The sequence below is a fragment of the Candidatus Acidulodesulfobacterium acidiphilum genome (assembly GCA_008534395.1).
In the GTDB taxonomy this organism is placed as follows: domain Bacteria; phylum SZUA-79; class SZUA-79; order Acidulodesulfobacterales; family Acidulodesulfobacteraceae; genus Acidulodesulfobacterium_A; species Acidulodesulfobacterium_A acidiphilum.
On record SHMQ01000036.1, the window covers coordinates 1 to 26,064 of the forward strand.

Genomic DNA, 26,064 nt, shown 5'->3' on the forward strand with positions numbered 1-26,064 from the left:
TAGTTTTTAAAAAATCCGCCGTAGTTATAATTTTGCATAGCAAACGCGGAAACCGAGCTAAAACCTAAAATAAGAATCGAAGCGGCTATTAAAAATAACCTAATCTTAAACATAAGCGTAATCCCCCCTTTTAAATTATTTACTAATTATCCCTTTATAACCATTTATAATATAATATATTTAATAATATTATCATTATTTAAAAATTTCTGTTGCGTAAGAGACATTTTTATAAATTCATTGCCGTTCATTCTCTTAATAAATGTCACCAAGTTGACAGAATTTTATTGCTTATAAAGTTATGATGTAAACAATCGCAAATTTTGCTTGGCTTTGCACTTGACTATTAAGTTTATAATTATCATAATAATTATTAATATATAAAATATAGCAATGTTGCTTATAATGAAAAATACTTTATATTATGGACGGGTATAACAATAAAAACCGGAATAACGAGTTTTATATACAGTGGCATTTTATAGATTCCTGCAATCTAAGGTGCAGCCACTGTTATCAAAAAGATTATAACCACAAAGAGATAGATTTTAACATGCTTAAATCTATTTTTTTAAAAATAAACGAAGCTATGTCGAAATGGGGAATGGGTTGCTTTATTTCGCTGACCGGCGGGGAGCCTTTTTTAAAACCTGAGGGGCTTTTTTATTTAGCGGATTTAATAGAAAAATCGGATAATTTTAAAAAATTTGCGATATTGACCAACGGCACATTGACCGACGACCGCATAATAAGCAAGATTAAGGATTATAAAAAACTTTCCGAAATTCAAGTATCTTTAGACGGACACGATGAAGAAACGCATGATAATATAAGAGGTGCGGGAACTTTTTTAAAAGCGGTCGAATCTATTCGAAAATTTAAAAATTCCTGCATTAAAACATCGGTGATGTTTACCCTCCATAAAAAAAATATAGGGTCTGCCGTCAAGATGCTCACGCTTGCTGATTCCCTAAAAGTAAATTCTCTGACCGTGGAGCGGATGACTACTATGAGCGAAGCCGAAAAGGAGGAATTTTTTATAGATGCCCCGGAATTAAAAAAAGTTTACTCCGATGTTTATTGTAAAGCAAAAAAGGAATTATCGGGCAAGGATACCAAGCTAGTAACATCGAGGCCGTTGTGGAATTTGATAGACGAGAATACCGGCGGTTATTGTCCCGTCGGGTTTTCTTCCATTTGCGTCATGCATGACGGGACACTGCTGCCGTGCAGAAGGCTTTACCTGCCGCTCGGCAACATACTGACCGACGGGCTTTTCAAGGTATGGTATAATTCGGATATTTTATGGGAAATGAGAAAAAGGGATGATAGAAATGAATGTTCGAGCTGTGCCCATATCGAAAGATGCGGCGGATGCAAGGCTATAAGTTATTACCATAATAAAGATTTAAACACAAAAGACCCGCAGTGCTGGATATAGAGGAAAATTAAAAAATGAGAATATTAAAACTTTCGGATAATGTCAGTTTAAAACAGTATCAGGAAAAATATATGCTTTTTGACAACCTTAACGGAAATATATATAAACTTAACAGGCTTTCTTACGAAATATTATTATTGTGCGACGGGAAGAGCACTGACGAAGATATAATAAACAATATAATAAATAATTTTGCCGTTTCTACGGAAAAGGCGGCAAAAGACTTTGACGATATAATAAATACGCTTTTAGATAAGCATTATGTACTGAATATTATTTAATTTATGCCATATCGACCATGTCGATTTAATTTGACATTATATTAGCTGTAAGATTTATAATTATAATATAAAGAAAGATTAATCAAAAAAGACCGGAGTCAAAAAAATGCCTATTTATCAGTATAAATGCCAAAAGTGCGGCAGGGATTTTGAAGTTTATCAAAGCAAGCTTTCCGAATTTTATAGGAAAACCTTTAAAACAAAAAAAGAGGTGCGATGCCCATCCTGTAAAACCAAAGACGTTATTCTTGCAAAGAAGGTTGAACTTAAGGAAGCGATTGCATGCGGCAAAACAGGCGGCGGTTTCGGGTGAGGCACATAAAACAGGCAGGTTGCCTCGGATTTTTTTAGTTCGTTCGCGAGAAACTAAAATAAAGTTAAATTAAGAGGGTGGAGGTCTGCACCTGTTTAAAAATTATAATTATATAACCATGTTTAATTTATTTATTTAAAACAGGAGGTTTTATATGGCAAAAGTCGCGGTTATAGTCTTAGAAGGAACCGAACTTAAAGAATCGGTTGCAAAGATAAGGCATGCCATGATATACTCAAAAGAAATCAAGGCTTCAGGAAATGAAATAATCCTTATTTTCGATGGCAATGGAACAAAGTGGCTCGATATAATATCCAATGACACATCCGACTTCGATTTTTTAAACAAGTTATTTAGAGAAATACAATCGATGGGAATAATTTACAGGGCGTGCGACTTCTGTTCCACTAGAAAGGAGGTAAAAGACAGCCTTGTTAAAAAGAATATCGAACTCGTATCAGAATACGACGGTCATCCCAATGTCGGCAGGTTGATAAACGAAGGTTATCAGGTAATAGTTATATAATTTATGTAATTTGGAGATTTAAATGACAGGATTTGAAAGCGGTTTTTTTGTGCCAGATGTATCATTGGCGGTAGCCTTTCTGGCAGGGTTGTTCTCTTTTGCAAGCCCATGCGTTTTTCCCTTAATCCCTTCTTATCTATCATATGTATCCGGGTTTTCGGTTGCGGAACTTTCGGGCGGGAAAGGGGCGGCGGACGACGAAAGAAGACGGAAAGCGGCAAGGAGAGCCGTTGTTATCAACTCGCTTTTTTTATATTAGGATTTACCGTAATTTTTGTGCTTCTCGAAATGTTCAGCGGGGCGGTGGCAGATTTTATAAAATCCGCGTGGGTAATGCGGATAAGCGGCATAGTGGTTGTTCTCATGGGTTTATATATCGCGGGGATTTTAAACAAGCTTAAAATATTTTCGTTTTTAAACAGGGATGTCCAATTTAATTTGAAAAACAAGCCTGCGGGCATTATCGGCTCTGCCGTAATCGGCGCAATATTCGCGGGTGCGTGGACGCCCTGCATAGGCCCGATACTTGCCTCAATTCTTTTTATAAGCGCCACGCTTCATAATTCGCTTGAAGACGGCTTTCTTCTATTTACATATTCCATGGGTCTTGCCGTTCCTTTTTTTATAAGCGCGGTATCGTTAAATCTGTTCTTCACCGCATTTAAAAGATTTAAAAAATATATCCGGACAATCCAGATAATAATAGGAGTGCTTTTGATTGCCGTCGGGGTTTTGATATTCTTTAACTATTTATCGATCATATCGCTATATTTCGGCAATACCTTTCATTACAACATACCTTATAACGGATAGGCGGGTTAATGAACACCTTATCCTGTCCCTGCATCTTCAAATAAAAAACGCCGACTGTCACAATCGTGACATAATAATCCCAAATTGTAAAGTAAAATAGATATTGTTATGTAATAAATAAATAAAAATTAACTAACGGGAGGTGCTTTATGAAAAAATTAATTTTCATGACAATGGCTGCATTTATGATGTTAGGTTTGATTGCGGTTGGAAACGCAAATGCAAGTTATACCGGCATGTCAAACCCTTGCGGCAAAAACATGTCAAATGCCTGCGGCAAGAAAAAAACCTCGATGAAAAATTCTTGCGGTAAAATGAAAAATCCCTGCGGAAACGGCGGCGGAATGAAATAAAAAAAGCCGTTTATTGCCGGCGTAGATTAATTAGCTGTCCCTTGCTTTATTCTTTATCTTTATCATTATATTGTAGATTATATTATATAATGTAATGATATAATTCCAGGTTTTTAATACTGCGCCGGTTTGTTTATTTTAACGAGGATACGGTTTTGTGAAGCATAAGAAATATAAATCGTTGCATGTCCTTCAGGGTATTTTTGATATTTTTAGATTTAAGCGGTTGAAGAACAGCCTGCTTTATTTACCCATAATTTTAATTCCGTTACTTTTTGCATCCGTTATTTTTTTAACCGTTTATGTTTATGCTAAAGTTAATGCAAGCAATCAAAATGCCGATAAAAAATATTTATATTTAAAGAAACTTGCCGCACATAAAAATACCCATAAATTCCTAAATATTTACTGGAAAACTCCTATCGATGAGGGGAAACCCCCATATAAATGGCCCGAGATTCAAAAATCCCTTTCACCATCCTCTTGCATGGCATGCCATTACGATCAATATGAGGAATGGAAGAACTCAAGAATGGCGCATTCAATGGATGCAGGAGTGGTAGCGCAGCTTTTATTAAAAAAAATGACCTCAAAACACTGGAAGCCTTGGGTTATGAGCTGTCTTAGCTGTCATTCGCCGCTTGCGGAATATTATATAAAACATAATAAATATAAAGGGTTAGATAAAAAAGAAAAGTATATTTTAAAAAATGGTACAAAAGAAAAAAAAGCAATGGTTATTGCATTAAACGCACTAAAAATACCTATGAATAAAGGCGCCTTAAGCGTTAGCTGCGCTACATGTCATGTGAGATATTATCGCAGATTTGGTCCTGACATTAAAAAATATATGAAGCAGGGTAAGGTTGCACACGGAGGCTTTGTTCCAAGCAAAGCATTTACAAAATCTTATTTTTGTATAAAATGCCATCAACTTCCTTCGGATAATAGAAGACTCAAAGGAAAATTATTTGAAAATACTTACTATGAATGGAAAAACAGCATCTACGCAAAAAAAGGCATTTCATGCGAAACGTGTCACACCCCTAATGGGTCAATGGCTTTTAAAAGTATTTATAATAAAAACTTTGTATTGAAAGCCGTAACTATTCGCCTTAAAAAGGTTAACATTAATTCCGCTAATGTCCAAACAATTTTGAGTTTGACAAATTCAGGAGTCGGACATGATTTTCCTACTTATACGACGCCTAAGGTTATTTTGAATGTCGGGCAGGAAAATATCAAGGGGAAAGTTATTAAAAAGTCTGTTAAAAGTTATATAATAGGCTGGAGCGTGAGCTTAAATTTAAAGAAGCAATATTTTGATACGCGTCTAAAGCCTTTTCAAACAGCCAAGCTTATTTATGACCGCCCGTTAGTTGAAGGAGCGCAATATTTAAAGGCGTGGATTTACGTTGAACCGGAGTCGCATTATATACGCTTCTTTAAAGCATTTTTAAAGATTAAGCGGCTGCCGAAAATTATTAAAATTTTACTTTCAGAAGCACTAAAACAAGATTTAGATTGTAAATATCTATTGTGGGAAAAACGGATAAAAATAAATTGAAAATTTTTTATTGAAGACCGGCTATTTCTTTTAATTTATTTAAATTTTTTATAATAATTTTTTTTTGTGAAAATCGATAATCCCCAAGTTTTTTAATTTATCCAGCACAATCGTTGTCCTTTGCCTTGAGGCTCCCGTCAGGTTTGAAATTTCTTCGTGGGTTAATTTAAATTTAATATTTATTTGGATGCAGCGTTCTAATATATTTGTTGAAGACGGTACGAGAACTTCCTCGACCCCAAAATTATTGGCAAGATAAATTAAAACCTCCGATATTCTGGCGTCCAAACTTTTATATGCCAGCGATGCAATTTTTGTTGAAATATATTTAAACCGCAAACCGATTAATTTCAAAACCCTGTTGCCTATGACCGGATAAAGATTTAGTATTTTGTCGAAGTCGTCTTTTTTAAATTTACAAACCTCAGTATCCGTCAAAGCAAAAGCGCTTTCGGCATTTAAAAAATCGAAACTTGCTTCGCCGTCAAACACGTAATCGGCAAAATTTCCAAAAATTTCATTCGGCTTTAAAATCTCTACTATAAATTCCTTTCCGTATTCCGTTGACAGCGTTATTTTAATATTGCCTTTTTTTAAAATATAAACATGGCTAGATTGAGATTCTCCTAAATATATAGTATCATTTTTCTTATAATATTCCATTTTCGATAAGTCGTCTATTAAACCTATATCTTTTTTTGAAAGACTTTCGAAAATTTTTAGATTTTGCAACAACCAGAGTTTGCTCATATTATTTAAATTTATATTTAAAATTTATTAAGATAAAAATATTAGAAAGAATAAGCAAATGTCAGAACGGTTATTATTTTATTTATAGTAATAAGCAATAAACTCATAGTGCGGCGAAACCGAAAGAATCGTAATGTGAAATTGTTTACCGAGCGAGTCTATTTTGATATTATACTATATAAAATAATAGTTTGAAATATGTATGTAAAATCCCAAACCCAGATTTAGAAATTTATTTTCTGGATTTGGGTAAAACCCCTAAATTGCCGATAGAAAACATTTAAATATTTTCTATCGCAGGATTGGATTAAGGTTAAAATTTCTTTGCAATTAAAAGAGGAGGAAAAAATACATTAATACCTTCGAGTGTTCCTACTCTTTAGACGAAGAAGCTATTTTAAAAGACGCTATGTATGACGGCTATTATGCTATAGAAACCAACGACTTAGAGCTTTCCCCTAAAGAGATAATTTCTAATTACGGAATGCTCTGGCAGATAGAAGAGTCGTTCCGCATTATGAAATCCACCATGGAAGTAAGACCCGTGTTCCACTGGACGGAAGGAAGAATAAAAGGGCACTTTATGGTATGATTCCTATCCTTCCTTCTTGAAAGAAATTTGGAATTTAAACTTAAAGAGAAAGATATAGATTGTTCGCCGGAAAGAATAAAAGAAGCGCTTAATTCTTTGAATTTAGAGAAGCCGATATGGATAGCAACAAATTTATCATGAAGGTAAAGCCTATGCCTCTTGCGCATAACATATTTACCGCGCTAAGAATAAACTACCCGAAAAACATCTCCGATACCGCTTAATCCTATATAAACACTAATCAAAATAGCTACGGTAGTAAATTTTGCAGGAAATAAAATTGCAGATGCGCTATTTTATTGACTTTGAACTGAGTGGGGTGTCAAAGTCAGAAAAAAAATGCGCATTGAAACGCTTTCTCATGCTTTAGTTCGCTGGACGAGCGACGGATGGCGCACTGTTAACGATGCAGAGGTAAAAAATTCCGGACTAGGAGTTTTTTATAACGATTTGCCGACGGAAAATTTAGCGGAAAACGATGAAATTGTTTTTACATTTTACTGGACAGATGAAGAAAAGTGGGAGAATAAGGATTTTTATGTTAAAATTAATGATTAAAATAAAGAAAAATAAAAACTTTAGAAAAAAAGACGTTATAGAGAAAAAAGTCAGATTTTTGTTCCGCATTTATGCGTAAAATAAAATCTGACTTTTTCATAAGCAGAGTTAAATTAGGTTAATATTGCATAAATATCGTTGCTTTCTCGGCTTTCTCTGTCAGAAACCAAGTAGCGCCTACTATTCCGTCTGCTTCTGGAACTAAGTCTTTTTGATCTACTTCAAAAATTGCAGCCGCTAACGAACATCCGTAAAAATGCACTTTACCGGTAGCCTTTAATGCTTTGACTATTTCGTATAAATCTGTAGGAAGTCCCGCTTTAGTCAAATTTTCCTGAATTTTTTGAAGAGACGCGTCTTGATGGTCCAATTTAATTTTGACGCCTTCTTTTGAAATAAGCTTAACTGCCCAGTTTACGCATAAGATATCGACTTCGTCGTAAACCGCCGTGCCGAGATACGCAAACGCTAAACCAGTTAAAATTAAATCATAAGCGTCTTTCTGGATGATAATAGCCATGCTTTTCATTGTAATACCTCCTTTTTATTATTGTTTGTTATTATAAATACCGAACATTCGGTATGTAATTTATTATAAATGAAATGCCAAATTCATGGCTTAAGAGTTCTCCATACGGATTCAAATATTTCTTCTTTATATATATCTAAATTCTTCTTGATGACGTTATCCCATTTAATTTGAATAAGTCTAACCGGTATGCCGGTTAGACAGACGGTAGCGACATAGCTGTCCATTTTTTTAATGTTCCCCTTTTGCATTTCGTTTTTCAAAAAAGTTCTTAGCATTTCAAAAGGACCCGAAGAACATATGGGCTTTCCATCCGTTATAATTTCTTTATGTTTAATGTTTAGGGCATATTCAAGAGTTATTCTGTCTTCTTCCGCAATTCTAATAAGATTTAACACTAATTCTTTTATTTTATATTTTGTATCTTTTTTTGATTGCAATGTTTCTTTAAATAAATTATTTAAAAATAAAACAGTATCGTTGAATAGCTTAACGGCTATTTCTTCTTTGCTGCTGAAATGATGATAAATAGCTCCGGTGCTTATACCGCATTCTGCCGCTATATCCCTCAAAGATGTATTATGGTAACCTTTTAAAACAAAAAGTTCCATTGATTTTTTAATAATTAGTTTTTGTGTTAAAAGCGACCTTTCATCACTGGTTTTCATAATTAAATATAACGAACATTCGGTATTTATTAAAAATTATATTACATAATTATTTATATAGTCAATATATTTTTATTAACATTATTAATTTTTTTAAAGACGACACAATTTTAGGCAATTTGGAAATAGTTGAAAGTACGGATATAAAATGATATTATATATATTATGAAAAAAGATAAGTCTTTTTTGAATAAAAAATATAAGATTTTCCTATTTCTTCCTCTTGCCGCCATAGCCATCTCTTATCTGATAGGAGCTACGAATATAAGCTATATGCTTAACGTTCCGATGATTATGTCCCCGGTGCAGGCGGGAATGTCTATGAATATGGAACAGACGGGACAGGTGGAGGGGAAACAGTTGTCATTTTTTTTAAAAACTGCAGGTGGGCATTCCAATAAGTTAAATTTGCAGTCTTACGTAACCTGCGTGGAATGTCAGAATTTACCCGCCGCCTATCGTCCGGTCATGTTTTATTACGGCGGTATTATTAAAACAGTCCCGCCTAAAAGACAATTTTATATTAAACATTTTTCTTCCGACATACCCCATCCCCCTCAAAACAGCCTTACCTTATTTAGTTAAATTAAACAGCCAATCTTTATTCTTTATCGCAAATGCATCGAACATAAGTTCGTCAGCTTAAGATATAATCCGCTATAGTTTTATATATTATTATATCTTATGCTATCAGCATATGTTTATGTTCAAGATGCGTGCAAATTAAAATTAACATAATTAAATTGTTAAATTACAAGAAGGGAGCTCTTTATGAAAATAAAATATTTGTATAACAAGAAATTTATAATTGTTTCGATATTATCGGTACTGTTAGTTATAGTGGTTATTGCAGGGATTTATTTAGCGAAATTTAGTTATGCTCAAGGTGCGGCTAACAACGGCGGCAATAACGGAATGATGGGCATGGGCAATAATGGAATGATGGGCGGTAACGGCGGCATGATGAACGGAATGATGGGTATGGGCAACAACATGACTGGAAAAGAGGTAAATAATATGGGACACAAGATGTTTCCCCAATATAAAGGCGTAAAAACGGGACCGGCTTTATTCCATTATGAAGGCTGTTTTACGTGCCATACGATAAACGGCTTAGGTGCCGGCGGCAACGATGCGCCCAATCTATCGCATATCGGCTCTATAAGAAGTTTTTCATGGATTGCGACCCAGATAGCCGACCCTTCCGCGCATTTTAAGAGAAACAGCGCAGTAACTTTAAACGGGGTTAAATACAGGGCTGTTATGCCTTCTTTTAAAAATATGTCTTCAAAGGATATAGGCATACTGGCAAAGTATCTCGAATCCTTAAAATAATAAAAAGAGGTTATTCAAAATTTTACCCTAATACTGCACGCTAATCCTGCACTCCTTACGCATCGCCATAACAAGGCGGGGCGGGAGATTAAGCGAAGTTCTCGTGCAGGATTAGGATTTTATATTAATTATGGAGAATAAATAATATGAATATATTTAATTTATGTTGGTTAAAGCGAAAGGTTTTAATTCTGTTTTCTTTCTTTGTCATTTTAACAGGTTTAATCTTTTACGGCGGACGGTCTTATGCGGCAGACGCATTGTCTTTAAAGATGCTTATAAAAAATGCCTTGAAAAACCCTAATATAACTTCATCCATTTTGAAGACCGAAGGGCTAAAAGAAAAAATTGCTATTACAAAAGCCCTTCCGGAGCCGGTGGCAGGTATAGGGCTTACCGACGCAAACGGGTTTAATAATCCCGGAATCGGAGTAAATTCGATGAGCGATATAGGTTTAAGCATAAGCCAGAAGATACCGTTTCCTTCGAAGCTCGAAACTAAAAGCAGGATAAATAAATATTCCTATATGTCGTCAAAAGCAAAAACAAGGGCTTTAAAAATCGATACCGCTTATTTGGTCAAGGAAAGCTATTATAATCTTGCTTTGTTAGAAAAACAGATTATTGTAGTGAAATATAACAGGCTGCTTTTAAATATGATACTTAAAGATATTTCTCAAAAATACGGCACCGGTAGCGCTTCCGCTCCGGCTTATATCAGGACTATGTTAGAAGACGCAGGGTTGAAATCGGAATTGTTTTCGCTGAACAAGGCTAAAGCCAAATTAATTTATTTATTGAGCGAACTGACTGGGTTTGAGCCTTCGTATATTAAATCTCGTAGGGCCGTCCTGCCGAAGATTAAAGAGGTAGGAAAGAGAGATAAAACAAAAGAAGATATAAAAACGGCGTATAAGTATAATCCGGAATTAAAATCTTTAAAATATCTCGCCAAAAAATCGGATTATGAAACCGCTTATGCTAAAGAATCGTATCTTCCGGATTTTTACCTCAAAGCCGGTTACGGAGACAGATATTCGATGGTTCCCGTTTTGTCGGCTTCTGTCGGATTATCCCTGCCCGTATATTTTAATTCATATCAGAAACCTTTGATAAATAAAGCAGAAAAAGACAAACTTTCTTCTATTTACGCTCTCAGCTGGGAAAGGTTGCAAATTATAAAAAACATCGGCGTTTATGCGAAAGATTTGCGGATAAACAAAAACAATTTTAAATTGTATGAAAATTTGTATGTTCCGGAAGCAAAACTTCTTTTTAAAGCCGAAATATCATCTTTCGGAACTGGGAAGTCGTCCGCATTTTCACTCTTAGACAGTTTCAGAAAATTAATCGATTCGGAATTTAAAAGGGATATATATAATGCAAAATATTATATAGACAAATCCCGCCTCGAACAGGTTATGGGGAAAATACGATAAAAATTAAAGAAATTAAGTAAATTAAGTAAATTAAGGAGTTAATTAAATGAAAATTTTAAAAAATGCTAAAAATATATCGATATTTTTATCCGCCTTCGTTCTCGGCGGCATTGTTACGGTTATATTTTTAAAAAATACCGGCATATTTACCGGAAGGAAGCAGATTTCTGCCGAAAAGGGCGCAGCCGCAAAACCAAAGCCAAAGATGAAAATGGTTAAGGGCGGGGTAATGGTAAGCATGGTTCAAAGACAGCTTTACGGCATAAAAGTCGGAAAAGCAAAATTAATGAAATTGACGAGAAAAATTAAAACTATAGGCGAGGTTGATTACAGCGTTCCTTTAGAAAAAACTGTAACATTGAAATACGGCGGTTATGTCAAAAACCTCTTTGTAAATAAACCCGGCATGAGCGTTTATAAGGGAGAACCCCTTTTTACAGTTTATAGCCCTGAGTTAGTCGACAGCGAAAAGGATTTCATGCTTGCTTATAAAAATTATATAAAATTAAAAAAATCAGATTTTAATTTCGGAATAAAAGAGGCTAAATCCTTTTTAAATTCTTCGGCTTTCAGGCTCAAACGGTTCGGCGTAACAAACAGCCAATTGAACATGCTAAAAATGGGAATGCTTATCTTAACTAACACGACGGTTCATTCGCCGGTAAACGGCGTCTTCTTGAAAAAATCTATTTTTTCCGGAAGTTATTTTAATGCGGGACAGCCGCTTTATAAACTGGCAGGACTGAGCCGCGTATGGATGAACATATGGGTCTATGAAAAGGATATGCCTTTCGTAAAAACGGGGGAAACGGTAAGTGTGAGATTTAACGCTTATCCCGGGCGGGTATTTTACGGCAGGGTTTCGTTTATTTACCCTTATCTTGCCGGCAAAAAAAGGGTTGACGAGGTCAGGCTTGTTTTTAACAATTCAAAAGGCGAAATAAAACCCGGTATGTACGGAAATGCCGAAATTATGATTAAAAGCGAAAAGGTTATTGCGGTTCCTACATCCGCCGTTCTTATTACCGGGGCAAAACCGCTGGTTTTCGTTTATAAAGGAAAAGGATATTTTATGCCGGAATATGTCGTTATAGGGACAAGATACGGCGGTTATTATCCTGTAATATCCGGCTTAAAAAACGGCGAGAGAATCGTCGTATCGGGAACATTTCTTATGTCGAGCGACTCCAATCTGTCCCAGGCTGTTGGTTCTATGGCAGGAATGCCCGGAATGTCTGGAATGTCAAACAATTCAAATTTATCGCAAAAGACTTCTTTTAAAGCAGGAACGCAGGCAATATCAAACAACATGGGGCGGACAAAAAAGACTTCTTCTATGACAGGTATGCCTGGAATGTGATAAAAGCTATGCTTAAGAGTAATAAATTTAAAATTTAATATTAATATTAAGATGTTATTTAAAATACCGGGGAATACACATATGATAAATAAAATAATAGATTACTGCATAAATAATCAGTTTTTGGTTTTTGTTTTTATGTTATTTCTGGGGCTCGGCGGGGTATATGCCGTTTACAATATAAGGCTTAATGCCCTTCCCGATATAGCGCCTTCAGAAGTTATTATTAAAACGGCGTGGCCGGGACAGCCGCCGAACATAGTCCAACTTCAGGTAACGTATCCTATAGAATCCTCGCTTATTTCCGCTCCAAGAGTAAAAGAGGTAAGAGGAAATTCTATGTACGGCACGTCTTTCGTTACGGTCGTATTTAAAAGAGGGACTTCGTTAGGATGGGCGAGGGCGCAGATACTGACTTATCTTTCTCAGGCAAAAAAACTGCTTCCTCAGGGCGTTTCTCCGGTTTTAAGTCCTTACGCAAACGGAGTGGACTGGGTTTACCAGTATGCGATAATCGACAAAGCCCATAACCAGAGTTTAGCCGATTTATATTCCTATCAGGAGTATTTCCTGAGATATGCCTTAGAAACCGTGCCGGGAGTAGCGCAGGTTGCGACTTACGGCGGCTGGAATAAAGAGTATCAGATTACTATTAATCCGAAAGCGCTTCAGTATTACGATTTATCGCTAACGCAGGTAATTGATAATATAAAATCTTCCAACTCCGATACCGGAGCAAGGGTTATAAACTCTTCGTCCGGAGTCAGTCATTTAATCTACGTCAGAGGTTATCTTCATAATTTAAATCAGATACGAAATATCGTCGTAGGAGAGGCGGCAACACACACGCCTGTTTTGGTCAAAAACATAGGAACGGTTCAATTAGTGCCTGCTTCGAGCCGTTCCATATCGGACTTAAACGGCAAAGGACAGATGCTCGGAGGGGTGGTTATAAAAGACCAGGGTTCCGACACGCTGAAAGTAATCGCCGCCGTAAAGGATAAACTCAAAGAACTTAAAAACTCCCTTCCTAAAGGCGCAAAAATAATAACTACATACGACCAGAGCACGCTTATTCACCGTTCCGTTTCGACGCTTAAAACCACGCTTATTATGATTGTTTTAATAGTCATTTTCGTTATTATGCTTTTCCTGTTTCATTTAAGGTCGTCCTTAGTTATAGTTATAATGATTCCGTTTGCTATTCTCGGGGCATTTTTGCTTATGTATATACTTCACATAAGCGCCAATATAATGTCCCTCTCCGGTATAGCGCTTGCAATAGGCGCAATGACCGATTCGGCGATAGTTATGATAGAAAACTCTCATTCGCATCTGGAAATTTTAGAACGCGCGCCCGAAAAATGCCCGTACGGCGGCATGGAAAATAGGGAAGAGGCGAGAAAACTCTGTATCGTGGATTCGGCTAAAGAGATGGGCAAGCCGCTTTTTTATTCGCTTATTATTATAGCGGTAGGATTTCTGCCTATTTTCTTTTTGACGGGCGAGGTAGGCGCATTGTTCAGGCCGTTAGCATACACTAAAACATTTTCTATGGTTTTTGCGGCGGTCATTTCCGTTATATTCGTGCCTATTCTTATGGTTTATCTGATTAAGGGCAGGATAATGCCTTTAGATAAAAATCCTATAAACAGGTTTTTAGTTTTTTTGTACTCGCCCGTTTTAAAATTCGTAATGAAACATAAAGCCGTATTTCTGATTTTGCTGTTCGCCGTTCTGGCAAGCGGGTATTTTGCATACAGCCGGCTCGGCTCGCAGTTTATGCCGCCCCTAGACGAAGGAACGCTTTTATATATGCCTTCATCGACCCCGGGTTATTCATACACGGATGCGGCGCAACTTTTGCAGATAGAAGACAGGCTCATTAAAAAATTTCCCGAAGTAAAAATGGTTACCGGAAAAGCGGGAAGGGCAAATACGGCTTTCGACCCGTCGCCTTTAAGCATGACCGAAACGACGATTGTTTTAAAAAGAAGAAAATATTGGCCGGCGGGCATGACCGTAAGAAAACTGATAAATAAAATGAATAAAGCGTTAAATATACCCGGCCTCGAAAATGTATGGACCATGCCTATTAAAAACAGGATAGAAATGACGTCTGCCGGTTTAAGAACGCCAATAGGAATAAAAATATACGGTTCTAACGTAAAAACACTGCAAAAGCTGGCGGAGGGAGTTGCGGGAGCCGTTTCCATGGTAAAGGGGACGTTGAGCGCTTATGCCGAAAGGGTTTATAACAGGCCGTATATAGTAATTAAGCCGAATTCCGATGCCATGGGTTTTTACGGAATATCGCTTAAAAGCATAAACGAAGCCATAGACTCCTCTGCGGGCGGCCAGACTATAAGCACTATTTACGATGGATTAGCCCGTTATCCGCTTTCGGTAAGATACCCTTATGCTTATAGAAATAATTTGAAATCACTTGGAAATATACTCGTAAAAACAGACAGTGGATTCGTACCTTTAAAAGAACTTGCATCGATAAAATACGAACTTGGTCCGTCTTTCGTATCTTCGCAGGGAGGAACGCCCGACGACACCGTCGATATAACTTTAAACACGTCCAATATGGTATTATGGGCTAAAAATGCCAAAAAAACGATTAATAAATACGTTAAATTTCCTAAGGGCTATACATATACGATAAGCGGCGAATATAAATCCCTCAAAAGGGCAAATAACAAGCTTATGGTTATAATTCCGATAACGATATTTATTATATTTCTTTTGATATATTTTAATTTTAAATCCATACCGTTATCGCTTTTGGCGCTATTTTCCATACCGTTTGCATTAGTCGGAGCGTTCTGGTATCTCTATCTTATGCATATAACGATGTCAATCGCCGTATGGGTAGGCATCATCGCCGCAATGGGCGTATCTACGGAAATAGGCGTGGTCATGATTTCGATACTGGAACTTACCTTCCATAATTATTACCAAGTCGATGCCGACATAGAGCAGATAGTAATTAAAGGCTCTATAATAAGGCTCCGCCCCGTCGTTATGACGGCGATGTCTATCATTATCGGGCTTCTTCCGGCAATGTTTGCCTACGGCACCGGCGCAAGAATGACGAAGTTCATAGCCTCGCCTATGGTCGGCGGGATGGTCACGGCTACGATACTTAACCTGCTTTTATTGCCGACGTTATATCTTATCTGGAAAAAATGGGAAATCGGGCATATAAATTCTATCGGAAATATTAAATAAATAAATTAAATAAATTTAATATAGAAGCTAATTTAGCAAAAGAAATGGTATTTTATCACTTACTTGGTCGGCAGGTACTTAATTCTGCCCAAAGGCTTAAACTTACCCGACTCTTACAACAAAAATAAAATACTTTAGGTCTGTAAATTTACCAAGTTGACATTTCCAAATAATAAGATATAATAAAATTGTTCTCTTACTAAAATTAAAATTTAAATTACTAACAAAGTCAAAGGAGTCAATTATGAAAGCGATAAAATTTTTAAAAGTTTTTTTAATCGGTTTTATTGTTTTAGGAGTCGGTAGTGCTGGACTTGCGTCTGTTTTTGCCGGAGCGTCTTACGGGGCATCGACCCAAATTACGCGTAAAACGGTAATTAATAACGACGCAAAATTAATAAAGTTATACATAAAGATACTTAACAAAGTCGGCAATAATAAACAGGCGGCGCTAGAAATCGAAAAAAATCTTCAGGTAAGCCCCTCGGGATTAAAGTTATATATGAAAAAAGGCATGGGAGTGGGAGACGCAGTTTTTATAAAATTAATCGAAGACAATACTAACGCCGTAAACAAAGCAGACGTAAAAAACTTTATCAAAGGATATTTGACGGGCAACAATACCCTATCTCAGCTTAACGGCAACGAAGTAAATGTTAAAAATGTAATTAAAGAAATGAACGGCGTGGTTAACTTAAAGGTAGTAAACGAGGTCTATAAAACTGAAACCGGCGTAACCGTTGACCATACCCTGTCTCTTGCGGTCAACACGCCGAACACGACGCATAATTTAAAATTAGAAAATTATATGACTAACGAGAACGGCAATGTTTATAAAACTCATACCTTGCAAAACCAGATGAATCAAGTAAATAACACGCAAAACCAGATGAATCAAGTAAATAACACGCAGCAGCAGATGCAGCAAATGAATAACACGCAGCAGCAGATGCAGCAAATGAATAACACGCAGCAGCAGATTAAACAAACTAATAATATGCAGCAGCAGATGATGGGCAGGTAATTAATTAAAATTTTATATAAACGATATAAATGCAAGCTAAGTGCAAAAATACCTAAGTATAATTGTAATTTAGTTTGCATTTTTTTTTGTAAAATAAAAAGGAGGATATTCGGCAATGGTAAGAAAAATAAAAGTATTAAATATCGTTTTTTTTGTTTTTGCTTTTTTAATAATTTCCGTAAATGTCAATATATCTAAATCGTTTGGCGCTTCCAGCTTGCAGATAGGAACGGGTTATAATGAAACATGGGGCAAATACGGCACGAACTATAACACATCCTTAATTTATATTCCGCTTAATATAAATTATTACCCGGATAAAACCTTTAATTTTCAAGCTACGATACCGTATATGCAGGTTCGTAAGCAAACATCTACGGTGTTGGTCAACAATATACCCGTTCAAAAAGCGGGCGCTTCGACTTCGACCACCGAAAGCGGTTTGGGAGATATAGTTTTGACCGGAAATTATAACATTACAAATCAGGCGGTAAACCCTTCCCTTCCGACCTTAACGGCAACGGTTTTCGTTGACCTGCCCACGGCCAGCGAATCTAACGGCTTGGGAACGGGAAAGGCAAATTACGGTTTTCAATTGGGTGTTACGCAGTTAATAAAATCTTATTTTTATTTTATAAACGGCGGATATACAGTTTTAGGCAAACCCTCGGACATTACCAGCCTTACTAACCCTTTTTCCGCATATGCAGGCGCGGGTAAATTAATCACGAAGGACATCTCTATCGCCGTATCGGGAGCATGGTCGCAGGCAATTATATCGGGAACGCACGATACTGTAACTGGAAACCTGTCCGTAATTTATACGATGGTAAAAAATAATACGATAGGTGTTACTTATATAAAAGGTTTTACAAACGAAAGCCCATCTCAGGGAATAATGCTAAGCTATTCGCTTATGTTTTAAATTCAGTTCAAAAGGCTTAAAATTTTAATTTGATGTATTAACAAAATTGTTAATAAATTTAACTTTAAAGCGCTAATAAATTTTTTTTATAAATTAAAGCCTAATATTGTTGATTTGCTCCTTAAATTGCACCGGTAAGTTCGGTATTTTTTTTATTTTTTATTATAACTATATTTAGTTTATAAGCACCAAAAAAATCTTATGGAATTCCGGCATTTACCAAAAAGTACCACTTTACCTGCGCCGTATGTCATACCGCCCTTTCGAACCTTAATCCGTTCGGAAGGCGGTATGAATAAACGGCTTCAGACTGCCAGACACGAACGGGATGGCTGCGGATGTAACCCAAATTATCATGGATTGAGCCCTGCAAATCCATGGCCAATACCTCTTTCTATTGATATAACAATTAGTTATCAGTATTACACTAATGAACGTTCATTCAAGCACCGACAGTTTTTCGGGGCACGTGATGTTCGACGCGGGCGGCGAGTTTTATATTATTGAGGAATTTAAATAAACAATAAATGTAGCGGAGAATAAGATGCTCCGCTACATTTATTGTTACCAAAAAATTATATAAAAACTTAACATTTTCCATACAATATACGAGCTCATGTCAGAATTATTTGAGGGGGAATATTTATGAAAATTTCAAAGAATTCGGAATGCGAAGAATGTAAAGTTTCAGGGGCGGCGGGCGGAGGAGATTTAGAAAAAGCTTCTCCGACTTCATATACTGCCGATAATGCCGTCGTTTACACCTGCCCTATGCATCCCGAGGTAAGGCGGGCGGAGCCGGGAAACTGTCCGATATGCGGAATGGCTCTCGAACCTGTCATTCCGGTTGCGGCCGCAGCTAAAACGGAGTGGGTTTGCCCTATGCACCCGCAAATCGTCAGGGATGCCCCTGGAAACTGTCCGATATGCGGAATGGCGCTCGAACCGAGGGCAGGTTCTTTGGAAGAAGAAAAAAATCCAGAGCTCATAAACATGACGAGGCGTTTCTGGGTAAGCGCGGTTCTGACCGCCCCGGTTCTATATATTGCTATGAGCGTATATATTCCGGAAATATCAGTCGAAAATATTCTTCCTCTTCACATAGTGGAATGGATTGAGCTTATACTTGCTACCCCGGTAGTTTTATGGGGCGGATGGCCTTTTTTCGTCAGAGGTGTAAAATCCATAATAAACCGCAGTCCTAATATGTTTACTTTAATAAGTCTGGGTGTAGGCGTCGCATATATTTACAGTCTTGCGGCGGCGCTTACTCCGCGGATATTTCCAGCGTCTTTCAGAGGCAGGGGCGGGCAGGTGGATACGTATTTTGAAGCTGCTGCTTTTATAGTAACGCTTGTACTTCTCGGTCAGATGCTCGAACTTAAGGCTCGCAGTAAAACCGGAGCGGCAATTAAAGCGCTGTTGGGACTTGCTCCTAAAACGGCTCGGCTGATAAAAGGAGATAAAGAAGAGGATGTTCCTTTAAACGACGTCAAATCCGGCGATTTGCTCCGCGTCCGTCCGGGAGAAAAGATACCCGTCGATGGAACGGTAACCGAAGGAACAAGTTCCGTCGATGAATCTATGGTTACGGGAGAATCGATTCCCGTGGAAAAACATAAGGGGGATAAAGTAATAGGCGCCACCCTTAATGGAACGGGGTCGCTTATTATGACGGCAGAGAAAGTAGGTGCGGACACACTGCTTTCGAGAATTGTTCAGATGGTTTCCGAAGCGCAGAGAAGCCGCGCTCCTATCCAGAAACTCGCGGACATTGTCGCGGCATATTTTGTCCAGATAGTAGTGGCGGTCGCCGTTTTAACTTTTATTATATGGGCGCTTGTCGGTCCGGAGCCGAGAATGGCGCTTGCTCTCGTCAACGCCGTCGCCGTGCTGATAATAGCCTGCCCCTGCGCATTAGGGCTTGCAACGCCTATGTCTATAATGGTAGCCACGGGAAAAGGAGCGACGGGGGGCGTGCTTTTTAAAAATGCCGAGGCGATAGAAATTATGAGGAAGGTGGATACTTTAGTCGTGGATAAGACCGGAACTCTCACCGTCGGCAAGCCGAAATTAGCCGAAGTATTTGCGGCGAACGGATTTGACGAAAAGGAAATATTATATTTTGCTTCAAGCATAGAAAAAGGGAGCGAACATCCCCTTGCGGCGGCTATAGTTGCAGGAGCGGTCGAAAAAGAGATTAATCCGGGTAAAATGGAATCGTTTGAGTCGTTCACGGGAAAGGGCGTTACCGGCAGGATAGAGGGACGGAGCGTTGCTCTCGGTAACCGCCTGCTCCTCGACGACCTGAAAATAGACCATGAAAATTTAGACTTAAAAGCCGAAGAAATGAGGCGGGAAGGGAAAACCGCAATGTTTATGGCTGTTGACGGAAAAGCCGCCGGACTCATAGGCGTAGCAGACCCCATAAAAGATACTACTTTTGAGGCTGTAAAACGGCTTCATGAAGAAGGCATCCGCATAGTTATGCTTACGGGGGACAACCGGACTACTGCCGAGGCCGTCGCCGGAAAGCTCGGCATAGACGAGGTCGTCAGCGAGGTATTGCCCGACCAGAAAGCCGGGGCGGTAAAAAGGTTTCAATCTCAAGGAAGAATAGTCGCGATGGCGGGAGACGGAGTAAACGATGCACCCGCCCTCGCGCAAGCGCAGGTCGGCATTGCAATGGGAACCGGTACCGACGTGGCTATGGAAAGCGCAGGCGTAACGCTTGTTAAGGGCGACTTAATGGGCATAGTCAGGGCAAGGCGCCTAAGCAGGGCGACTATGCGCAATATAAAGCAGAATCTTTTCTTTGCTTTTATTTATAATACGGCAGGCATCCCTATTGCGGCGGGGGTGCTTTATCCCTTCTTCGGGATTCTACTCAGCCCCGCTATAGCGGCGGCGGCTATGAGCTTCAGCTCGGTATCCGTGGTGAGCAATGCCCTAAGACTAAGAAGGTCTAAATTGTAAAGTATATAAATAAATCTCTTAATGTAAATTTGGATATTATTTTTTTTTGGTATATAATAAAAATAAATTTAAAACTTTTTTGTTAGTCAATTTATTATATGTATATTAACTGAATAATTACGGGAGTCAGGTCGGCTTCCCCATAAGAAAATTCTCTGGATTATACATAATTTACATTATTTACATTTTGTAAAAATGTAAATAAAACTAACTTTTAATCAGAGGAATAACTTATGGGAACGCTGATTTATTATATATCCGGTTCTATATGGGGATTGTTTACGGGATTCGTATTTTCTACGGTCGGAGCTGCTGGCGGAATACTTGCAAGCTTTGGATTTATTACCGTTTTGCATATCCATGCCGCCAATTCCGTGAAAGTAATGAGCCAGATTCTTGTTATCGTATCCCCTGTCGTCGCACTTCCTTTATATTTAAGGCAGGATAGGGTTAAACAGATAAGAAGCATCTTGTTTTATCTCGGCTTTATTATAGCCGCAGGCGCTATTATCGGCGCTTTATCAGGCTCATGGTTTTCAAAGAGCTATCTTTCCGAACTTAAATCATTTAAATACCTCTTCGGGTATCTGACGTTTTTAGTCGTCGCATTAATGGTTTATAATATTTTAAAGCAGAGAAAGAAAAAACCGGAGGAGTGTAAAAAAGAATTCGGAGCGGATACCGCATCTGCAGCGGAAAACGGCAAGCTCAATATTCCTTCGGTATTAAAATTTTCAGTCAAGAAAATAGATTTTATGTGTATAAATAGAGATTACTCCGTTAAGCCAGTCGTTTTATTTGCGGCAGGGTTTTTTATAGCGGTAATATCGTCTATTTTCGGCGTTGGAGGCGGATTCTTAATCGTTCCGTTTTTGACGGACGTTATCGGCGTTCCCGTTTTTTTGGCGGCGGGAATAAGCATTCTTGTGGTTTTAATTTCATCCTTAACAAGCGTGTCTAATTATATAAGAATGGGAGTGCCGGTTATAGTTCCCGTCCTTTCGGCGACCTTAGCCGGCGTTATAATAGGTTCGATAGCAGGACCTAAAATTTCCCGGCATTTAAACGAAAAAATTTTAAAATACGTTCTTATGGTGCTGTTAGTTTTTGTAGGCGTATTTTACGTTTTTAAACCGTGAGTGCTTGCAAATAAATCTCAATTTTATTACTATTAAAGGGAGGAAGAAAAAATGGAACCCGTCGAAATAAAAATTATTACAAAATGTCCGCCGCACGGAAGATGCAAAATGTATTCTTCCGTCCTGTGGCTTATCATTTCCACTTTTAAAAACGTTAAAATTTCTATAATTCCATCGGACTATAAAGATAAAAACGACCCAGACGGACCTTGCGTGATAATAAAAGGCAGGGTCGTAGAGCCGTCAAATACAGTCTATGTTTCGGGGGAAGATTTTATAACTGCATTAAAGGAAGCCGGAGCCGTTGCATATGAAGGGATTAATCCCGACGTTTCCGCATTTGACGAGATAATAGAAAAATGTATAAATTAAACTAAGTTAAGAAGCAATCGTAGCATAAATTATTTTATTTAAAAAATTTTAAAGGGAAATTGAAATGAATAATATATCAGGAGAATCTTGCGCCGAACTGGAACAGGAACACAAATCCAATTGCTTAATATGCGGCCATCCCCTTGAATATCTGTCGTCCTCAGTTGACTTGACCTGCTTTTACTGCGGCAAAAAAGAAAAGGGGAGTATAGTTTGTTCGTCGGATAGGTCTCATTACGTCTGCGACGACTGCCACAATCTATCCTCTTTTAATTATATAAAAGATTTTATATTATCCACAAGCGCTAAAAATCCTTTTGAAATTACACTCGATATTTTAAATAATCCAAGCGTTACGGTGCCTATGTTAGGATGCCACCATGCTTATATTTTAACGGGTGCGGTTTTAGCTTCGTTAAAAAACAGGGGATACGTGCATATTTCCGAAGCCGATATCGAAGAAGCGTTTTACAGGCTCTCGAAGCAGGCTGTAGGAGGCTACTGCGGCTTAAGCGGCGTTTGCGGCATAGTTCCTGCGGGCGGTATCGTATATTCGGTTTTAACCGGTTCAGTTTGCGGCAAAGATAAAGAACAAAAAATAACCATGAAGATTACGGCTCTTCTTTCCAAAGCCGTGTTTGATTTAACGGGACCTTCGTGCTGTAAAGCCTATCTTTTTAAGGCGCTGGAGATACTCTCCGCATCCTTCTATGAAGATTTTAACTTTCTTTTAATAGATAACGACGTTAATATTGCGTGCAGTTTCAAGGAACTGCACCCGCACGGATGCATTGGAGAAAAATGCCCTTATTATGCCGGTTCTTATAACATTAGCGTTGAAAAGTTAAAAGAAAATTTGAAAGATACGGCTATAATATCCCATGAAACCGTTCCTATCGAGATAAATTTAAAGTTAAATAAATCAGACCTTGAAAGCGGCGGCAATATACCCGCCGCTCCATGCTGAAAGTGATATGCCTTAAGTTTTAAGGCTGATATGAAAATCTATCTTATTCATCGATTACGACTATTTTATTTTTAGATTTTAAACCTGTTTTTATGGTAATTTTATTTTTAGGCGTGTCGTAAATTTCGGCGATTTTTCTTATGACCGCTTCGTTTGCTTTATTCTCTACCGGACGTTCCTTTATTGAAATTTTCAGCGTTCCGTCGTCTAATATTTTATAGCCTTCGATTTTTGAACCCGTTTTTACCGCAACCGAAATTTTTTTTTGCATAAAAAAATGTTGTATCTGCTATAGTCTGAATTGAAATATAGCGTTAACCAGCTATATCTTTTTTCATTCGCTCAAATTCTTCTTTCGTTATTTCGCCTTTGGCGTATCTTTTGTTTAATATGTCCACTGCGGATTCCGAGCGGCTGTCCTTCGTATAATGCCTGTCGTCGTCGTGGTAATGCCAGTCGTGTCCGTTTCCGCCGCATCCGCCGATAAAACCGCCGCGCCAGAAAATCATTAAGACTATAAGCAACATAACTATTATCCCGATAATCGGAAATATCCACATTCCGCTTCCCCAAAAAAAGTAAGGCATCATATTATTTTCTCCTTAAGTAAATATTACATTTTCGACAGTTTTTCTATTATTGCCCGGTATATTTATATAATACCATATTTCGGCGCTTTATCAAGATTAATCGATATAAATAAAATTTGTAATTTATATTTATGATAAATTTTGCTTGACATAATATTATTCAAGGTATACTATATAAATAACTACTTATATAAGTCCTAATTTATACGATAGGGAGGTGATGAGTATTACGGAAAAAGTTTCTCAGGTCTTTAAATTATTGAGCGATACTAACAGGGTAAAAATATTATTTTCATTAGAAAGCGGCTCCCGCACGGTTTCCCAGATTATCGAAGTTACGGGGATGTCGCAACCCTTAGTATCGTTTCATCTTAGAGCGTTGCGCGAAGCCGGCTTTATTAAAACTTTGCGCAAATCTACATTTGTTATCAACGAATTGTGCGACGACGAATTGATTAATCTAATAAGAAAATTTGAAAAATACGGGGGCGGCAATAAAGAAAACGCGGTTTCTAAATTTCCGTGTCCTTGCGAATAATTGTTAAATTAAAAAATACAAACTAATTAAAAATAAGGAGATAATTTTATGGGATGCAAAAACGAAACGAATAGCAGTGTAAAAAACGGTAAGACGCCGGAGGATAATAACGACAATGGCGGACGGGAAGCAGGGCAAAACGAAGGTATGGGTCAGATGAAAGCAGGTATGAAAACGGGAATGGGGATGAGGAATAGAATGATGGGAGGAATGGGGATGGGCGCTATGATGCCTCCTATGGCTAAAAGAATGATGGGAGAAGCTCAAACCATGGCAGAAGTGAACGAAGAAGCAGGTCCGATTAAAACGGGAATGGGCATGATGAATAAGATGATGGGCAAAATGAAAGACGAAAATTTCAATCCCATGGAAATGTGCAGACGTATGGAGGAATCTGTTGCGACGACTGCAGAAATAGCAGGTCTTGCAACGCCGGAAGTACGCGCCCTATTTGAAGACTGGGCTTCGGAAGTCGAAAAAGAGATATTAACCGTCATCAAAGAAGAAGGTCAAATAAATCCCCTATCTATCGCCCAAAAATTTAAAATATCGGAGGACAGCGCTTTATATTTTATAAGCAAATTAGTACGCGATAAAAAAATAAAAGTAAATGCCGAATTTGCGGATGAAACGTTAAATGAGCAAACTGCCCAAACAGGTGAGGCAGACGCTAAAACTAAAGGCGATGTCACCGGGGAATCTTCGCAAGCCGCAAATACGGAATGCGCCGGAGGCGTATGTTCCGTGGACACTGCCGCGGCAGAAACGAAGAAAACACGGCAGAAGTAGGTTCAAAATTTTAAATTATAGTACTTTTTTACATAGAATAAATCATGATTATTGCTTTTCTATGAATAATCATGATTTATTCGTTGAATAAAGATTTTTAAACTTTAAGTTTAAACTTTAAATTATTATGGAGGATTTATTATGGCGCATTTAGAAGATGAAATTAAACCCGTTGTAGTTGACATAAGGGGCGTATCGTGCTGTATGCCGCCCGTCGGTGAATTTATAATAGAAATGAGGCGGCAGCCGGAAAATGCCGTTATCGAGTTATTGACGGATAAAAAGGAAGAAGTCAACGATGTTTTAGAATGGGTAGGTAAAATTAATCAGAAAGTTTTGTCCGTTACCGAAGAGAACGGTTACTGGAAGGTATTAGCCAAAAAAATAAGCAACTTGTAGAGGGGATATTTAATTATTTTTGTCGATATATTGTATAAGTCTGATTATTATTTATACCGTTAGTGTTGAACGGTTAAAAGAAAATCAATGAATTTAAAAATTTTTTATCTAACTATTAATACCTTAAATCACCGTTAGAAATTTTATTTTCTGCATAAACGGCATATTTTTCTGATGAAAAAGACATGCTTTTTCAATACATTCAGAAAAATATATGTTTATATCCGCCTACGCGGGAATGACAATCCGGGGATTTAAGATTTACCCAATGTGATGTCCATTTGCGTCCGTATCAAAGACATGCTTTGATAGACACGGACGCCAATATCTCGCGAAAGCGGGTACGTTTTAAAGCCGTCGGTATTTAGACGGTTCATCCAGAGTTATTTTATATATTGAACAATTTTTAATAATCTCTAATGGTGATTAAAGGTAATATTGGATAAAAGCTATCCGTTATACGGTATATTGTAATGGAAAGCATTGCCGAAATATAAAGATATTACGGAGAGATAATTAAAAAATATCAGTATCCCTACTGCAATTAAAATTACCCCGCTTATTACCGATATAGTCTTTATAA

29 protein-coding genes are annotated in these 26,064 nt (G+C 37.7%); 24 read left to right on the top strand and 5 right to left on the bottom strand.

Annotated elements, in window-relative coordinates; all coding sequences use genetic code 11:
• The first annotated feature begins 424 nt into the window (after positions 1 to 424).
• From EVJ48_08745 to EVJ48_08780, 8 genes are all read left to right on the top strand, one after another.
• Positions 425 to 1,441: a radical SAM protein gene (locus EVJ48_08745; protein RZV37479.1), complete on the top strand. Its 1,017-nt coding sequence runs from the start codon at positions 425 to 427 to the stop codon at positions 1,439 to 1,441.
• Positions 1,442 to 1,455: 14 nt separating this feature from the next.
• Positions 1,456 to 1,722 carry a PqqD family protein gene (locus tag EVJ48_08750; GenBank protein ID RZV37480.1) on the top strand — a complete coding sequence of 89 codons (267 nt, stop codon included), beginning with the start codon at positions 1,456 to 1,458 and terminating at the stop codon, positions 1,720 to 1,722.
• 106 nt (positions 1,723 to 1,828) lie between these two features.
• A complete protein-coding gene (locus EVJ48_08755) occupies positions 1,829 to 2,035 on the top strand; it encodes a hypothetical protein (protein ID RZV37481.1) in 207 nt (68 codons plus the stop codon).
• 154 nt (positions 2,036 to 2,189) lie between these two features.
• A complete protein-coding gene (locus EVJ48_08760; protein RZV37482.1) occupies positions 2,190 to 2,561 on the top strand; it encodes a hypothetical protein in 372 nt (123 codons plus the stop codon).
• Positions 2,562 to 2,583: 22 nt separating this feature from the next.
• Positions 2,584 to 2,820: a hypothetical protein gene (locus EVJ48_08765; protein RZV37483.1), complete on the top strand. Its 237-nt coding sequence runs from the start codon at positions 2,584 to 2,586 to the stop codon at positions 2,818 to 2,820.
• Entirely contained in the window at positions 2,670 to 3,374 is a 705-nt protein-coding gene (locus EVJ48_08770; protein ID RZV37484.1) for a cytochrome c biogenesis protein CcdA, read from the top strand. The genes EVJ48_08765 and EVJ48_08770 overlap by 151 nt, the downstream gene beginning before the upstream one ends.
• A gap of 149 nt (positions 3,375 to 3,523) precedes the next feature.
• On the top strand, positions 3,524 to 3,727 hold the full coding sequence (locus tag EVJ48_08775; protein RZV37485.1) for a hypothetical protein: 204 nt from the start codon (positions 3,524 to 3,526) through the stop codon (positions 3,725 to 3,727).
• A gap of 157 nt (positions 3,728 to 3,884) precedes the next feature.
• Positions 3,885 to 5,294, top strand: a complete 1,410-nt coding sequence (locus EVJ48_08780; protein RZV37486.1) for a hypothetical protein — start codon at positions 3,885 to 3,887, stop codon at positions 5,292 to 5,294.
• 48 nt (positions 5,295 to 5,342) lie between these two features.
• Here the strand turns inward: EVJ48_08780 and EVJ48_08785 are convergent, their stop codons facing one another.
• Positions 5,343 to 6,044: a Crp/Fnr family transcriptional regulator gene (locus tag EVJ48_08785; protein RZV37487.1), complete on the bottom strand. Its 702-nt coding sequence runs from the start codon at positions 6,042 to 6,044 to the stop codon at positions 5,343 to 5,345.
• A 409-nt stretch (positions 6,045 to 6,453) separates the two neighbouring features.
• On the opposite strand from EVJ48_08785, the gene EVJ48_08790 reads away from it, so the two are divergent.
• Positions 6,454 to 6,636, top strand: a complete 183-nt coding sequence (locus EVJ48_08790; protein RZV37488.1) for a hypothetical protein — start codon at positions 6,454 to 6,456, stop codon at positions 6,634 to 6,636.
• A 339-nt stretch (positions 6,637 to 6,975) separates the two neighbouring features.
• Positions 6,976 to 7,194 (top strand): hypothetical protein, encoded by a 219-nt coding sequence (locus tag EVJ48_08795; protein RZV37489.1) that lies wholly within the window; start codon positions 6,976 to 6,978, stop codon positions 7,192 to 7,194.
• Positions 7,195 to 7,312: 118 nt separating this feature from the next.
• Here EVJ48_08795 and EVJ48_08800 read toward each other — a convergent pair whose 3' ends face one another.
• Together EVJ48_08800 and EVJ48_08805 are read right to left on the bottom strand one after the other, a co-directional pair.
• Complete coding sequence (locus EVJ48_08800; protein RZV37490.1) at positions 7,313 to 7,723, bottom strand: hypothetical protein; 411 nt, start codon at positions 7,721 to 7,723, stop codon at positions 7,313 to 7,315.
• A gap of 83 nt (positions 7,724 to 7,806) precedes the next feature.
• On the bottom strand, positions 7,807 to 8,391 hold the full coding sequence (locus EVJ48_08805; protein RZV37491.1) for a TetR/AcrR family transcriptional regulator: 585 nt from the start codon (positions 8,389 to 8,391) through the stop codon (positions 7,807 to 7,809).
• 165 nt (positions 8,392 to 8,556) lie between these two features.
• Between EVJ48_08805 and EVJ48_08810 the strand changes: the two genes are divergently transcribed.
• The 11 genes from EVJ48_08810 (at position 8,557) to EVJ48_08860 (ending at position 23,165) form a co-directional block, all read left to right on the top strand.
• Complete coding sequence (locus tag EVJ48_08810; protein ID RZV37492.1) at positions 8,557 to 8,976, top strand: hypothetical protein; 420 nt, start codon at positions 8,557 to 8,559, stop codon at positions 8,974 to 8,976.
• A gap of 186 nt (positions 8,977 to 9,162) precedes the next feature.
• A complete protein-coding gene (locus EVJ48_08815) occupies positions 9,163 to 9,726 on the top strand; it encodes a cytochrome c (GenBank protein RZV37493.1) in 564 nt (187 codons plus the stop codon).
• 146 nt (positions 9,727 to 9,872) lie between these two features.
• The gene (locus EVJ48_08820) at positions 9,873 to 11,165 is read left to right on the top strand and encodes a TolC family protein (GenBank protein RZV37494.1); all 1,293 of its coding nucleotides are present in this window, start codon (positions 9,873 to 9,875) and stop codon (positions 11,163 to 11,165) included.
• 46 nt (positions 11,166 to 11,211) lie between these two features.
• Positions 11,212 to 12,525 carry an efflux RND transporter periplasmic adaptor subunit gene (locus tag EVJ48_08825; protein ID RZV37495.1) on the top strand — a complete coding sequence of 438 codons (1,314 nt, stop codon included), beginning with the start codon at positions 11,212 to 11,214 and terminating at the stop codon, positions 12,523 to 12,525.
• Between the two features lie 51 nt (positions 12,526 to 12,576).
• A complete protein-coding gene (locus EVJ48_08830; GenBank protein RZV37496.1) occupies positions 12,577 to 15,762 on the top strand; it encodes an efflux RND transporter permease subunit in 3,186 nt (1,061 codons plus the stop codon).
• A gap of 244 nt (positions 15,763 to 16,006) precedes the next feature.
• Positions 16,007 to 16,786, top strand: a complete 780-nt coding sequence (locus EVJ48_08835; protein RZV37497.1) for a hypothetical protein — start codon at positions 16,007 to 16,009, stop codon at positions 16,784 to 16,786.
• A 115-nt stretch (positions 16,787 to 16,901) separates the two neighbouring features.
• Entirely contained in the window at positions 16,902 to 17,711 is an 810-nt protein-coding gene (locus EVJ48_08840) for a hypothetical protein (protein RZV37498.1), read from the top strand.
• A 771-nt stretch (positions 17,712 to 18,482) separates the two neighbouring features.
• On the top strand, positions 18,483 to 20,687 hold the full coding sequence (locus tag EVJ48_08845; GenBank protein RZV37507.1) for a copper-translocating P-type ATPase: 2,205 nt from the start codon (positions 18,483 to 18,485) through the stop codon (positions 20,685 to 20,687).
• Between the two features lie 233 nt (positions 20,688 to 20,920).
• Positions 20,921 to 21,826, top strand: a complete 906-nt coding sequence (locus EVJ48_08850; GenBank protein ID RZV37499.1) for a sulfite exporter TauE/SafE family protein — start codon at positions 20,921 to 20,923, stop codon at positions 21,824 to 21,826.
• A 51-nt stretch (positions 21,827 to 21,877) separates the two neighbouring features.
• Positions 21,878 to 22,198, top strand: coding sequence for a hypothetical protein (locus tag EVJ48_08855; protein RZV37500.1), 321 nt, complete (start codon positions 21,878 to 21,880; stop codon positions 22,196 to 22,198).
• Between the two features lie 64 nt (positions 22,199 to 22,262).
• Positions 22,263 to 23,165, top strand: a complete 903-nt coding sequence (locus EVJ48_08860) for a hypothetical protein (protein RZV37501.1) — start codon at positions 22,263 to 22,265, stop codon at positions 23,163 to 23,165.
• Between the two features lie 43 nt (positions 23,166 to 23,208).
• Here EVJ48_08860 and EVJ48_08865 read toward each other — a convergent pair whose 3' ends face one another.
• Together EVJ48_08865 and EVJ48_08870 are read right to left on the bottom strand one after the other, a co-directional pair.
• Positions 23,209 to 23,436 (bottom strand): DUF167 domain-containing protein, encoded by a 228-nt coding sequence (locus EVJ48_08865; GenBank protein RZV37502.1) that lies wholly within the window; start codon positions 23,434 to 23,436, stop codon positions 23,209 to 23,211.
• A 43-nt stretch (positions 23,437 to 23,479) separates the two neighbouring features.
• Positions 23,480 to 23,755 carry an SHOCT domain-containing protein gene (locus tag EVJ48_08870; protein ID RZV37503.1) on the bottom strand — a complete coding sequence of 92 codons (276 nt, stop codon included), beginning with the start codon at positions 23,753 to 23,755 and terminating at the stop codon, positions 23,480 to 23,482.
• Between the two features lie 220 nt (positions 23,756 to 23,975).
• Here EVJ48_08870 and EVJ48_08875 point away from each other — a divergent pair, with 220 nt between their 5' ends.
• From EVJ48_08875 to EVJ48_08885, 3 genes are all read left to right on the top strand, one after another.
• A complete protein-coding gene (locus EVJ48_08875; GenBank protein ID RZV37504.1) occupies positions 23,976 to 24,293 on the top strand; it encodes an ArsR family transcriptional regulator in 318 nt (105 codons plus the stop codon).
• Positions 24,294 to 24,341: 48 nt separating this feature from the next.
• Positions 24,342 to 25,082, top strand: a complete 741-nt coding sequence (locus tag EVJ48_08880) for a hypothetical protein (protein RZV37505.1) — start codon at positions 24,342 to 24,344, stop codon at positions 25,080 to 25,082.
• Positions 25,083 to 25,223: 141 nt separating this feature from the next.
• Positions 25,224 to 25,481, top strand: coding sequence for a sulfurtransferase TusA family protein (locus tag EVJ48_08885; protein RZV37506.1), 258 nt, complete (start codon positions 25,224 to 25,226; stop codon positions 25,479 to 25,481).
• Positions 25,482 to 26,064 lie beyond the last annotated feature (583 nt).

Coding starts and splice junctions, on each gene's coding strand:
- EVJ48_08745 (RZV37479.1), top strand. CDS start 425: ATGGACGGGTATAACAATAAAAACCGGAATAACGAGTTTTATATACAG.
- EVJ48_08750 (RZV37480.1), top strand. CDS start 1,456: ATGAGAATATTAAAACTTTCGGATAATGTCAGTTTAAAACAGTATCAG.
- EVJ48_08755 (RZV37481.1), top strand. CDS start 1,829: ATGCCTATTTATCAGTATAAATGCCAAAAGTGCGGCAGGGATTTTGAA.
- EVJ48_08760 (RZV37482.1), top strand. CDS start 2,190: ATGGCAAAAGTCGCGGTTATAGTCTTAGAAGGAACCGAACTTAAAGAA.
- EVJ48_08765 (RZV37483.1), top strand. CDS start 2,584: ATGACAGGATTTGAAAGCGGTTTTTTTGTGCCAGATGTATCATTGGCG.
- EVJ48_08770 (RZV37484.1), top strand. CDS start 2,670: ATGCGTTTTTCCCTTAATCCCTTCTTATCTATCATATGTATCCGGGTT.
- EVJ48_08775 (RZV37485.1), top strand. CDS start 3,524: ATGAAAAAATTAATTTTCATGACAATGGCTGCATTTATGATGTTAGGT.
- EVJ48_08785 (RZV37487.1), bottom strand. CDS start 6,044: ATGAGCAAACTCTGGTTGTTGCAAAATCTAAAAATTTTCGAAAGTCTT.
- EVJ48_08790 (RZV37488.1), top strand. CDS start 6,454: ATGTATGACGGCTATTATGCTATAGAAACCAACGACTTAGAGCTTTCC.
- EVJ48_08795 (RZV37489.1), top strand. CDS start 6,976: ATGCGCATTGAAACGCTTTCTCATGCTTTAGTTCGCTGGACGAGCGAC.
- EVJ48_08800 (RZV37490.1), bottom strand. CDS start 7,723: ATGAAAAGCATGGCTATTATCATCCAGAAAGACGCTTATGATTTAATT.
- EVJ48_08805 (RZV37491.1), bottom strand. CDS start 8,391: ATGAAAACCAGTGATGAAAGGTCGCTTTTAACACAAAAACTAATTATT.
- EVJ48_08810 (RZV37492.1), top strand. CDS start 8,557: ATGAAAAAAGATAAGTCTTTTTTGAATAAAAAATATAAGATTTTCCTA.
- EVJ48_08815 (RZV37493.1), top strand. CDS start 9,163: ATGAAAATAAAATATTTGTATAACAAGAAATTTATAATTGTTTCGATA.
- EVJ48_08820 (RZV37494.1), top strand. CDS start 9,873: ATGAATATATTTAATTTATGTTGGTTAAAGCGAAAGGTTTTAATTCTG.
- EVJ48_08825 (RZV37495.1), top strand. CDS start 11,212: ATGAAAATTTTAAAAAATGCTAAAAATATATCGATATTTTTATCCGCC.
- EVJ48_08830 (RZV37496.1), top strand. CDS start 12,577: ATGTTATTTAAAATACCGGGGAATACACATATGATAAATAAAATAATA.
- EVJ48_08835 (RZV37497.1), top strand. CDS start 16,007: ATGAAAGCGATAAAATTTTTAAAAGTTTTTTTAATCGGTTTTATTGTT.
- EVJ48_08840 (RZV37498.1), top strand. CDS start 16,902: ATGGTAAGAAAAATAAAAGTATTAAATATCGTTTTTTTTGTTTTTGCT.
- EVJ48_08845 (RZV37507.1), top strand. CDS start 18,483: ATGCATCCCGAGGTAAGGCGGGCGGAGCCGGGAAACTGTCCGATATGC.
- EVJ48_08850 (RZV37499.1), top strand. CDS start 20,921: ATGGGAACGCTGATTTATTATATATCCGGTTCTATATGGGGATTGTTT.
- EVJ48_08855 (RZV37500.1), top strand. CDS start 21,878: ATGGAACCCGTCGAAATAAAAATTATTACAAAATGTCCGCCGCACGGA.
- EVJ48_08860 (RZV37501.1), top strand. CDS start 22,263: ATGAATAATATATCAGGAGAATCTTGCGCCGAACTGGAACAGGAACAC.
- EVJ48_08865 (RZV37502.1), bottom strand. CDS start 23,436: ATGCAAAAAAAAATTTCGGTTGCGGTAAAAACGGGTTCAAAAATCGAA.
- EVJ48_08870 (RZV37503.1), bottom strand. CDS start 23,755: ATGATGCCTTACTTTTTTTGGGGAAGCGGAATGTGGATATTTCCGATT.
- EVJ48_08875 (RZV37504.1), top strand. CDS start 23,976: ATGAGTATTACGGAAAAAGTTTCTCAGGTCTTTAAATTATTGAGCGAT.
- EVJ48_08880 (RZV37505.1), top strand. CDS start 24,342: ATGGGATGCAAAAACGAAACGAATAGCAGTGTAAAAAACGGTAAGACG.
- EVJ48_08885 (RZV37506.1), top strand. CDS start 25,224: ATGGCGCATTTAGAAGATGAAATTAAACCCGTTGTAGTTGACATAAGG.